Raw genomic sequence first — 11,385 nt, forward strand, 5'->3', positions numbered from 1 at the left:
TATTCAACAGTGACGAAATATATCTTTGTAACGGGCGGTGTGGTGTCGTCTCTCGGCAAAGGCATCACCGCGGCTTCGCTCGGCAGGCTGCTCAAGAACCGCGGCCTGAAGGTTACGATCCAGAAGTTCGATCCGTACATCAACGTGGATCCGGGGACGATGAGCCCGTACCAGCACGGAGAAGTTTTTGTCACGGACGACGGGGCGGAGACGGATCTCGACCTCGGCCACTATGAGCGCTTCATCGACATCAACCTGTCCAAAAACAGCAACGTGACGACCGGCAAGATCTATTCGTCCGTCATCACCAAGGAGCGCCGCGGCGAATACCTCGGCGGCACGGTCCAGGTCATCCCGCATATTACGAACGAGATCAAGGAACGCGTCTTCCGCGCCGGCCGCGAAGCCGGCTCCGACGTCGTCATCACGGAGATCGGCGGCACGGTCGGCGACATCGAGAGCCTGCCGTTCCTCGAGGCGATCCGCCAGATCAAGAGCGACATCGGCCGCGACAACGTCATGTACGTGCATGTGACGCTGATCCCGTACATCAAGGCCGCCGGCGAGGTGAAGACCAAGCCGACCCAGCATAGCGTCAAGGAGCTGCGCAGCATCGGCATCCAGCCGAACGTCATCGTCTGCCGGACCGAGAAAGCGATCTCCGAGGACCTGAAAAACAAGCTGGCGCTGTTCTGCGACATCGATCCGAACGCCGTCGTCGAATGCCGCGACGCGTCCACGCTGTACGAGGTGCCGCTCATGCTCCAGGAGCAGGGCCTCGACCAGTACGTCGTCGACCATCTCAAGCTGCAGGCTCCGCAAGCCGACATGGCCGAGTGGACGAAGCTGGTCGACCGCGTCAAGAACCTGAAGCGCAAGACCGAGATCGCCATCGTCGGCAAGTACGTGGCGCTGCATGACGCCTACCTCAGCATCGTCGAGTCGCTCGCTCATGCGGGCATCGAGGCCGACTCCGAAGTGAGCATCCGCTGGGTCGACGCCGAGGAGCTCTCCGACGCCAACGCGGCCGAGACGCTCGCCGGCGTGAACGGCATCCTCGTGCCGGGCGGCTTCGGCGACCGCGGCATCGAGGGCAAGGTGGCGGCGATCCGCTACGCCCGCGAGAGCCGCACGCCGTTCTTCGGCATTTGCCTCGGCATGCAGGTAGCGGTCATCGAGTATGCGCGCAACGTGCTCGGCCTGACCGGGGCCAACAGCTCCGAGATCAACCCGACGACGCCGTATCCGGTCATCGACCTGCTGCCGGAGCAAAAGGATATCGAGGATCTCGGCGGCACGATGCGCCTTGGCCTCTATCCGTGCAAGCTGGCCGAAGGCTCGCTCGCCGCGCGCGAGTACGACGACGAGCTCGTCTACGAGCGCCATCGTCACCGGTATGAGTTCAACAACGAGTACCGCGAGCAAGTGGAGCAGGCAGGCCTGCGCATCTCCGGCACCTCGCCGGACGGACGCCTCGTCGAAATGGTCGAGCTGCCGGAGCACCCGTGGTTCCTGGCCGTCCAGTTCCATCCGGAATTCACCTCTCGCCCGAACCGCCCGCAGGCGCTGTTCCGCGGCTTCGTCAACGCCTCCCTCCAGCTGTCCGAGTAGTCGGCGCAGGAGCCCGGCTCCCTCTTATTTGGCCGTCTGGCATCGCCTTTCGCGATGCTGGCGGCTTTTTTCCAATTTAGAGAAGGAGATAGAAGGGGCAGGGCGAATATAGGGGGTGGGCAAAATCCGAAAGCCGTTGCCTTACCGTCTCATCGCCGCAGACGCCAACGATCCGACACATAGAGCAGCTAGATCTGTCGAAGAGAGAACCTAACGGGAGGTAGAGAAGTTGGACAAGAAGAAGGTACTCATCGTGGATGACCAGAACGGAATCCGCGTGCTGCTAATGGAGGTATTTACGAGCGAGGGATATACGACCTTTCAGGCTTCCAACGGCAAGCTGGCCCTGGAGATCGTCCGCAACGAAAGTCCGGATCTGGTCCTGCTGGACATGAAGATTCCCGGCATGGACGGACTGGAGATCCTCAAGCATGTCAAGACGATCGACCGCAGCATCAAGGTGATCATGATGACGGCTTACGGCGAGCTGGACATGATCAAGGAAGCGACCGATCTCGGCGCGGTCATGCACTTCACCAAGCCGTTCGACATCGACGAGATGAGGCTCGCGGTCAACATGCAGCTGCGCCGCGACGACGAGAACAACAGCAAATACGCGATCGGGTCCTGAGCAGCAGGGCCTGTTTTTATGCCCGGACAAGTATGATATAATAGCCCAGAATGACCCGCTTCATTGGACTGAACCAACCACAAACGATGAGCGCGCGCCCTTGCAGCTGCATTGCCGGCGCGCGCTGCGTTGTTTTCAGCTGCAGGGCGTCGCGCGTCAGCGCGCGGCGCGGCCTGCTTCTTCCCGGGGAGGATACAGCATTAATGGAGAAACTAATGGTTCGCGGCGGACGTCCGCTGCGAGGCACGGTGCAGATCAGCGGTGCCAAGAACAGCGCGGTCGCGCTGCTGCCCGCCGCCATTCTGGCGGAATCTGAAGTCGTTCTGGACAACCTGCCGCAGCTGAGCGACGTGGCGGTGTATGGGGAGATCCTGGAGCAGCTCGGGGCCGGCGTATCCTGGAGCGGCGACACGATGCGGATCGATCCTTCCCGCCTGCGGTCGGCGCCGATGCCGGACGGCAAGGTGAAGCTGCTGCGGGCTTCCTATTATTTGATGGGAGCGCTGCTCGGCCGCTTCGGCGAAGCGGTCATCGGCCTGCCCGGCGGATGCAACTTCGAGCCTCGTCCGATCGACCAGCATATCAAGGGCTTCGAGGCGCTCGGCGCGGAAGTGTCCAACGAGCACGGCTCGATCCGCATCTTCGCCCGCGAGCTGCGCGGTGCCAAGATCTACCTGGACGTCGTCAGCGTCGGAGCGACGATCAACATCATGCTGGCCGCCTCCAGGGCCAAGGGCGTCACGACGATCGAGAACGCGGCCAAGGAGCCTGAAATCATAGATGTAGCGACGCTGCTCAACGCTATGGGAGCCCGCATCAAGGGCGCCGGCACGGAGACGATCCGGATCGAGGGCGTGGAGGCGATGCACGGCTGCCGCCACTCCATCATCCCGGACCGCATCCAGGCCGGGACCTACATGATCGCGGCCGCCGCGACCCGCGGCGACGTCGTCATCGACGGCGTCATCCCCAAGCATATGGAAGCGATGAGCGCCAAGCTCGTGGAGATGGGCGTGCAGGTGATCGAGATGGACGAGTCCATCCGCATCGTCGGCGCGCCGGCCTATGAGCCGATCGACGTGCGGGCGCTCGTCTATCCCGGCTTCGCGACAGACCTGCAGTCGCCGATGACGAGCCTGCTCACGCAAGCTTCCGGCGTCAGCATCCTGACGGATTACGTCTACAGCAACCGGTTCAAGCATGTGCCGGAGCTCGTGCGCATGGGCGCGGGCATCCGCGTGGAGGGGCGCTCGGCGATCATCGAGGGCGGCCCGCTCAACGCGGCCAAGGTGCGCGCCGCCGACCTGCGAGCCGGAGCGGCGCTTGTCGTCGCCGGTCTGACCGTGCCCGAGGGCGTCACCGAAATTACCGGCGTCGAGTACATCGACCGCGGCTACGACAATTTGGTCGAGAACCTGCGGCGGCTCGGCGCCGACGTATGGCGGGAGCAGGAGTAAGCCGCCTGCCCTCTCTCCGCGCCGGCACCGGCTGCGGATGAGGCCTTTTGCTTGAACCGCCCGAGGCGGCGGCCGCGAGCCGCGCCTGCCTTCGGCTTGCCTATCTCTATCCAGACGTCGACTGGCCCGCTCCCGCGGGCCAGGGCGCTTTCTTTTCCCCTGCACCCGCCTTCAAGCCCTCTTCCAGACCTTCCTAGAGCTAATGCGATTCCTCTGCCATCCTGATTCGAAGGTTAGGGCGAAGCCCGCCCGGACACAATAAGAGAATCGAAGTCATAGATTCGGATCGTCCCGACATGAGGTAAAGATTAAGGTGCGAAAACTGAATAAAGTGGTGAGATCATGAGCGAATTTCAGATCGCTGATCTGGAAGCAATGTCATTGAATGATCTGTACAAGCTCGCCAAGCAGTTCGAGGTGCCGAGCTTCAACCAGATGAAGAAGAAAGAGCTGGTCTTCGCCGTCCTGCGGGCGCAGGCGGAGCGCGGAGGGCTGCTGTTCATGCAGGGCGTGTTGGACATCCTGCCGGAAGGCTTCGGCTTCCTCCGTCCGATCAACTATTTGCCGAGCAACGAGGACATCTACATCTCGTCGTCCCAGATCCGCCGGTTCGACCTGCGCAGCGGCGACCTCGTCTCCGGCAAATGCCGTCCTCCGAAAGAAAACGAACGTTATTTCGGCTTGCTGCAAGTGAACGCCGTCAACGGCATGAGTCCGGAAACGGCAGCCGACCGCCTGCATTTCCCGGCGCTGACCCCCCTTTTTCCGCAAAAGAAGCTCGTCCTGGAAACGACCCCGCATCGCTTGTCGGCCCGCATCATGGATCTGCTCGCGCCCGTCGGCCTCGGCCAGCGGGGGCTGATCGTCGCGCCGCCGAAGGCGGGCAAGACGCTGCTGCTCAAGGAGATCGCCAACAGCATCTCCGAGAACAACCCGGAGATCGAGCTGTTCGTGCTGCTCATCGACGAGCGTCCGGAGGAAGTGACCGACATGCAGCGCTCCGTGCGGGGCGAGGTCGTGGCGTCGACGTTCGACGAGCTGCCGGAAAACCATATCAAGGTGGCGGAGCTTGTGCTGGAGCGGGCGCTGCGCATGGTCGAGCATAAAAAGGATGTCGTCATCCTGCTCGACAGCATCACCCGCCTGGCGCGCGCCTACAACCTCGTCATCCCGCCGTCCGGGCGGACGCTCAGCGGCGGCATCGATCCGGCGGCGTTCCACCGGCCGAAGCGCTTCTTCGGCTCGGCGCGCAACATCGAGGAGGGCGGCAGCCTGACGATCCTCGCCACGGCGCTGATCGACACCGGCTCGCGCATGGACGACATCATCTACGAGGAGTTCAAAGGGACCGGCAACATGGAGCTGCACCTGGACCGCAAGCTCGCCGAGCGCCGGATCTTCCCGGCTCTCGACATCCGCCGCTCCGGCACGCGCCGCGAGGATCTGCTGCTCAGCAAGGAGGAGCTGGACAAGATCTGGGTCATCCGCAAGAACATGAACGACTCGATGGAGTTCGTCGACAACTTCCTCAAGAAGCTCGGCGAGTCCAAGACGAACGCGGAATTCCTGACGACGCTGGAGTCCAAGAACGGCCAACGGCCGAGCCAGTCTTCCGCAGGCGGCAGCAGCTCCGGCAGCGGCTCCGGCGGACAAGCTCCGGGCACGCCGGCCGGCGGCAGCCCGATCGTTTCCAACACGTCCGCTTACCGCAACCATGGCGCGACGGGACAAGGCTACCGCAGCTACGCTTCCGGGAGCGGCGGAACGGCTGCTGGCGGCGGCAATGGCGCGGCCAGCTCTTCCGCCGGCGGCTTCTCCAACAGCTCGGCCCGCTCCGAGAGCGGCTACGCCAGCCGGGGCGAGACCGGCAGCTACGGCGCATCGCGGCCGAGCGCTTCCGCCGGCGGCTCCTACGCGGGCCGCAGCGGCACGGGCGCTCGTCCGGGCGCAGCATCGCGTCCGGGCGCGTCCGGCGCTCGTCCGGCCGCGTCGGCAGCCGGCGCGCGCGCGGGCGGGTACAGCCCGGCGCAGCGTCCGGGCGCAGGCGCCGCTCCGCAGCCGGAGCAGCCGGCAGGCGGCGAGCGCCCGGCGGCGCGTGCCGCCGAGGCCGGCAACGCCGCGGCCGAGCCGGCTGCCGCGCAGCCGCGGGCGAGCGCAGCCGCGCCGCAGGCAGCGCCTGCGGCGGAGGCGCCGCGCGTCGCGGCCAGCGCCGGCACGCCGGCGGCGGCCGAGCCGGCTGCCGCAGCGCCGCAGCCGCGCGTGCGCGCCGCCTCGGCGCGTACGGCGGCGGCGCGAGTCGCCGCCGCGCCGGATGCCGGCGCAGCCGCGGAGGCGCCGGCCGCGGAGGCTCCGGCCGCGCCGGCGAAGCGCACGCGCGCAGCCGCCGCGGATGCCGGCGCCAGCGCCGCGCCGCGCTCGCCGCGCGGCAGCAAGGCGGCCGCCGCATCCGCGGCCGCTCCCGATGCGCCGGCGGCCGAAGCCGCGCCGGCGAAGCGCACGCGCGCCGCATCCGCCGCGCGTGCAGCCGCACCGGCGGCCGGCGACAAGCCGGCCGCGCCGGCCCGCCGCACGACGCGCGCCAAAGCCGCGCCGACCGATACGCCGCCGGCCGAATGACCGCCGGCGCTTCGCACAGACTTTAGGAGGACATCATGAATCTTGTATATGCCGACGAACAAGGCCAATTGTTCGACCATCCCGACTGGACCGGCCTCGGCCGCGGCGGGGACATCGTCATCGAGCTGATGGAGGAGGAGCTGATTCCTCTGCCGGAGGGCGCCACGCTGGTGGGGCTGCCGGGCACGCGTCCGATCGGCATCGGCCCGAGCGGCAAGATGGAGCTGCTGCCGGGGCCGTATCAGGCGGTCGGGGCGCTGCTGCCGCAGGGCTTCACCCGCCTCGCGCTGCCGGGCTACGCCAAGTCGGACAAGACGGCCGTGCTGCCGCTGTTCGGCTATACCGCCGTCGTCTGGAAGGACGGCCGCTTCTGGGCCGCCGCCGAGCAGTGCGACGATCCCGAGCGATGGAACCCGCTGAACTGCGACCGGACCGAGCTGAACGTCAAGGTGGAGGAGCTGCTGGCCAAGTATCCGGACAACCGGCTGTACGAGCATCTGTCCCATTGCGCGCTCGGCTACGAATGCCTGACCGCTTCCAATACGTTCCTGCAGCGCTGGGAAGGAGCGGTTCCCGTCTCCTATTCCTGCAACGCCGGCTGCTTCGGCTGCATCTCCGAGCAGCCGGAGGACAGCGCGTTCCCGGCTCCGCAGACGCGCATGAACTTCAAGCCGACCGTCGACGAGGTCGTGCAGATCATGCTGGAGCAGCTGCGCACGCCGGAGTCGATCATCAGCTTCGGGCAGGGCTGCGAGGGCGAGCCGTCTACGCAGGTCAAGATCATCGTCGAGGCGATCCGCCGCGTGCGCGAGCAGACCTCGATGGGCTACATCAACATCAACACCAACGCCGGCCTGACCGACTTCATGCGGGCAATCGTCGACTCGGGCCTCGATCTGATGCGCGTCAGCACGATCAGCGCGCTCGACGACCATTACAACGCCTACTACAAGCCTCGGGCCTACACGCTGAAAAATGTCGAGAGATCGCTCCGCTACGCCGCCGACCAAGGCGTCTACACGTCCATCAACTACCTCATCTTCCCGGGCGTCACCGACCGCGAGGAGGAGATGGAGGCGATGATCGAGTTCGTGCGCCGGACCGGCCTGCGGCTCATCCAGATGCGCAACCTCAACATCGACCCGGAGAGCTACCTGAACCTCATCCCCAAGGCGCGCGGAGAGATTTACGGCATGAAGCAGATGCTGGAAATCTTCCGCGAGGAGCTGCCGGATGTCGTCATCGGCTCGTACACGCATGTGCCTCCGGCCGAGCTGGCCCGCCGCCGCTGAGAGCGGCCGAAGGGCATTGCGCGGTACGGGCATGCATGATATAGTATTCAAGTATTGCGATAACTCTGGGCTCGCATGAAGCTCAGGGCAAAAGAGGTGAAAGACGATGAAAGAGGCTATTCATCCGAAATACCACGTGACAACGGCTACTTGCGCTTGCGGCAACACGTTCGAGACCGGTTCCGTAAAACCGAACCTGCGCGTGGAGATCTGCTCCGCTTGCCACCCGTTCTTCACGGGCAAGCAGAAGTTCCTGGACGCCGGCGGCCGCGTAGACCGTTTCAAAAAGAAATACGGCATCTAATCGACTTCAGCTGCCAGCCATTGGCAGTATAGAAAAACCTCCCTTCGCCATCCTATGGCCAAAGGGAGGTTTTTTGCATGCACCACATGGTTACGATCCGTCCGCTTGCCCGCCGCATCGCGCTGTCCGCCGGCGCCCTTCTGCTTGGCGCCGCCTTGCTGTCCGGCTGCGGAGGCAGCCCGAACTCCATGAAAGGCAAGAGCTACGGCCGCGACGGCCAGCTCGGCCTGACCAATACGAATCCGCATCTCATCAATACGCCGCATGCGCAGAACATCCAGCAGGACGCGAACTTCGCCGAGCAGAAGGCGAAGGAGGTCAAGGGCGTCGGCTCCGTCCGGCTCGTCATCGACGGCGCGACGATGCGCGCCTATGTGAAGCCGCGCCCCGGCATGAACTCCGCTCAGCGAGAGGAGATGCGCGCCCGCGTCCAGTCCCAGCTCGCCTTCAACATGCCTCGCTACGATGTCGTGACGGAGCTGGCGCCGTAACGGCGGCTCCGCCGCCGCAGAAGACCCTTCGCCGCAGCGCAAGCTCCGCAGCGGCTGGCCGCTCGCTCCTTCGGCTCGGCGCCGCGCGCTTCAGGCTCGTCTCGTCCGGTTGCGCAAGCCCCGCAAATCGGCTATACTGAAACCCTGCCGTGCTAGACGGGGAGGTAGCGGTGCCCTGTAACTCGCAATCCGCTATAGCGAGGTTGAATTCCTGCCGTAGGTTATGCGTTGCAGCGTTTGGCGCCTAGGAACAGTGTTGACGGACGGGTCCTCCGCAATGGACGCTTGTGAACCCGGTCAGGTCCGGAAGGAAGCAGCCGTAAGCAAGTCCGTTCATGTGCCGGAGGGACGCCTGGCCCGAGCTGGGAGCAGGAGTGCCGGCTGGGACGCATGGATCGAGGGCAGGTGCACGGTTCTACTCGATCAATCCCGCACGCCGGGCGATTGTCTGATTCCAGACGTCGCCCGGCGTTTTTTCATGCCGTCCAGGGACAGATCGCACTGTCGATGGAGTCGTAAGACCGCAAGCCGGGCGCCGAGCCCCGCAGCCTGTTCTCCATTGCTCGCGCGCTCATCTGCCGGCCCGCTTTCCGTCCTTGCCCGCCTTTTGCGGATTCCTTCGGCAGAGAGCGTTTCCCTTTTGCCCGGCCGCCCGGTCATGTATAATGGAAGAACGATAACGGCCGCCATCCGGCGGCGCGAAAGGAAGCCGACCTTTGACTCATATCGCCTTGTACCGTGCCTGGCGTCCGCAGACGTTCCAGGACATGGTGGGACAACAGCATATTCGGCAGACGCTGCAGAACGCGATCCGCGAGCAGCGCATCGCGCATGCTTACTTGTTCAACGGGCCGAGGGGCACGGGCAAGACGACGGCGGCCAAAGTTTTCGCCAAAGCCGTCAACTGCGAGCGCGGACCTGCGCCCGAGCCCTGCAACGAATGCGCGGCCTGCCGAGGCATTACCTCCGGCACGGTGATGGACGTTGTGGAGATCGACGCCGCCTCCAACCGGGGCATCGACGAGATTCGGGAGATCCGCGACAGCGTGCGCTACGCGCCGTCCGAGGTGCGCTACAAGGTCTATATCATCGACGAGGTCCACATGCTCACGACGGAAGCGTTCAACGCGCTTCTGAAGACGCTCGAGGAGCCGCCGAGCCATGTCATCTTCATCCTCGCGACGACCGAGCCGCACAAGCTGCCGGCGACTATCGTCTCGCGCTGCCAGCGCTTCGACTTCCGCCAGGTGTCGCTGGAGGAGCAGATCGAGCGGCTGCGCGAGATCACGCAGGAGGAGGGCATCGAGGCCGAGCCGGAGGCGCTCGACTACATCGCCCGCCTGTCGGACGGCGGCATGCGCGACGCGATCAGCCTGCTGGAGCAGGCGGCCGCCTTCGGCGCGGAGAAGATCACGCTCGAGGGCGCGGTCGACGTCACCGGCGGCCTCGCCGCCCGCCAGTTCGCCGGCATCGCCGTCGCGGTGCGCGACTCCGACGCGGCGGCGGTGCTGCCGCTCGTCGAGGGCCTCATGCAGGCCGGCAAGAGCCCGGACAAGTGCCTCGAGAACCTGATCTACTACTTCCGCGACCTGCTCGTGCTCAAGCTCGCACCGGACAGCGCCCAGGGCATGGGGCGGCTCGCCGATCCCGCCGTCTTCCGCGACATGGCGGAGGGGTTCAGCGCGGAGCGCATCTTCCGCATGATCGACGAGCTCAACCGGTATCAAAACGAAATGCGCCACGCCGCCCACCCGCAGACGCTGTTCGAGGTCGCGCTGCTCAAGATCTGCACCCTGCCGGAGAGCGGAGCTCCCGCCGCGGGCGCGCAGCCTGCGGCGGAGCGGCGGGGGGCAGCGGCCCCCGGCCCCTCCGGCCATGAAGTCGCCGCGCTGCAGCAGCGGATCGACCAGCTCGAGCGCAAGCTCGAGCAGCTTCAGCGCAGCGGAGGCGCCGCAGTCGCGGCGGCTCCGGCCGCCGCCGCGCCGCCGCGCGGCGCTCCCGCCCGCGGCGGCGGCGGGTTCGGCCCGCGGTCCGGAGGCAGCCTCCGGACCGTCAAGCTCGATCCCTTCGTCTCCGCCGCGGGCAGCCCCGACACCGCCCAGCTGCGCGCCAAGTGGGCGGAAGTGCTCGCGCGCGTCAAGGATGCGCGCGTCACCGTCCACGCTTGGCTCGTCGACGGCGAGCCGGTCTCCTGGGCGGGCGACACGGCGCTCATCGCGTTCAAAAATACGATCCACCGCGAGACGACGGAGAAGCAGGCCAACCGCGAGCTGATCGAGCGCGTGCTGCAGGAGGCGTTCGGCAAGCCGCTGCAGCTGGCGACCGTCATGCAGAAGGATTGGCAGCAGGCGGCTTCGGAGCCGGCTGCGGAGAGCGGAGCCGAGCCGTTCGAGCTCTCCCATGATGATCCGATCGCCCCTCCGGCACGGCCGGAATGGGTGGAGGAAGCGTTCAAGATGTTCGGCGAGGACCTGGTTGAGCTCAAGAAGGAGTAAGACGCCGAAGCCTCGAACTCCAGAGGGAGAAGCCAGACCGTACGTGCAAGTCCAATTCCGGAATAGAGGTGACCGATATGAACAACATGAACCAAATGATGAAGCAAGTGAAGAAGATGCAGGAGCAGATGATGAAGGCGCAGGAGGAGCTCGAGACGAAGCAGGTCGAAGGCACGGCCGGAGGCGGCGTCGTGACTGCGGTCGTCAATGGACACAAGAAGCTCGTCAGCATCGCGATCAAGCCGGAAGCGGTCGATCCGGACGATGTCGAGATGCTGCAGGATCTCGTTCTGACCGCGGTCAACGATGCGATCACCAAAGCCGACGAGCTCGCCAACAAGGACATGAGCAAGTTCACCGGCGGCATGAAGATTCCGGGCCTGTTCTAGTCCCGATCAACGCCTAGGCGCCGCATAAGGCGCCCCCTGGGCCGCGCGAGATGCGCGCGGTGGCGGTACGGCCTCCCGATTCGCGGGGGGCCGTACCGA

General features: G+C 65.5%; 8 protein-coding genes, 1 other RNA gene and 1 pseudogene. All 10 read left to right on the plus strand.

Going from position 1 to position 11,385, the window contains the following annotated elements; translation table 11 throughout:
* The first annotated feature begins 9 nt into the window (after positions 1-9).
* The 10 genes and pseudogenes from GE073_RS01200 (at position 10) to GE073_RS01245 (ending at position 11,286) form a co-directional block, all read left to right on the plus strand.
* Positions 10-1,611 (plus strand): CTP synthase, encoded by a 1,602-nt coding sequence (locus GE073_RS01200; RefSeq protein ID WP_028600635.1) that lies wholly within the window; start codon positions 10-12, stop codon positions 1,609-1,611.
* A gap of 229 nt (positions 1,612-1,840) precedes the next feature.
* A complete protein-coding gene (locus GE073_RS01205) occupies positions 1,841-2,242 on the plus strand; it encodes a response regulator (protein WP_028600634.1) in 402 nt (133 codons plus the stop codon).
* Positions 2,243-2,445: 203 nt separating this feature from the next.
* Positions 2,446-3,699: a UDP-N-acetylglucosamine 1-carboxyvinyltransferase gene (locus GE073_RS01210; protein WP_028600633.1), complete on the plus strand. Its 1,254-nt coding sequence runs from the start codon at positions 2,446-2,448 to the stop codon at positions 3,697-3,699.
* 342 nt (positions 3,700-4,041) lie between these two features.
* Positions 4,042-5,334: pseudogene (gene rho / locus GE073_RS01215) on the plus strand (transcription termination factor Rho); the annotation flags it as partial.
* 1,016 nt (positions 5,335-6,350) lie between these two features.
* A complete protein-coding gene (locus tag GE073_RS01220; RefSeq protein WP_101808352.1) occupies positions 6,351-7,607 on the plus strand; it encodes a radical SAM family protein in 1,257 nt (418 codons plus the stop codon).
* Between the two features lie 106 nt (positions 7,608-7,713).
* Positions 7,714-7,911 carry a 50S ribosomal protein L31 gene (gene rpmE / locus GE073_RS01225; RefSeq protein WP_021882051.1) on the plus strand — a complete coding sequence of 66 codons (198 nt, stop codon included), beginning with the start codon at positions 7,714-7,716 and terminating at the stop codon, positions 7,909-7,911.
* A 77-nt stretch (positions 7,912-7,988) separates the two neighbouring features.
* On the plus strand, positions 7,989-8,402 hold the full coding sequence (locus GE073_RS01230) for a hypothetical protein (RefSeq protein WP_028600631.1): 414 nt from the start codon (positions 7,989-7,991) through the stop codon (positions 8,400-8,402).
* 147 nt (positions 8,403-8,549) lie between these two features.
* An RNA gene (gene ffs / locus GE073_RS01235) (signal recognition particle sRNA large type) lies at positions 8,550-8,815 on the plus strand.
* Positions 8,816-9,118: 303 nt separating this feature from the next.
* Complete coding sequence (dnaX, locus tag GE073_RS01240) at positions 9,119-10,897, plus strand: DNA polymerase III subunit gamma/tau (RefSeq protein WP_028600630.1); 1,779 nt, start codon at positions 9,119-9,121, stop codon at positions 10,895-10,897.
* A 77-nt stretch (positions 10,898-10,974) separates the two neighbouring features.
* On the plus strand, positions 10,975-11,286 hold the full coding sequence (locus tag GE073_RS01245; protein ID WP_028600629.1) for a YbaB/EbfC family nucleoid-associated protein: 312 nt from the start codon (positions 10,975-10,977) through the stop codon (positions 11,284-11,286).
* Positions 11,287-11,385 lie beyond the last annotated feature (99 nt).

It is taken from the genome of Paenibacillus sp. B01 (assembly GCF_009649995.1).
GTDB classification, from domain to species: Bacteria; Bacillota; Bacilli; order Paenibacillales; family Paenibacillaceae; genus Paenibacillus_O; species Paenibacillus_O pasadenensis.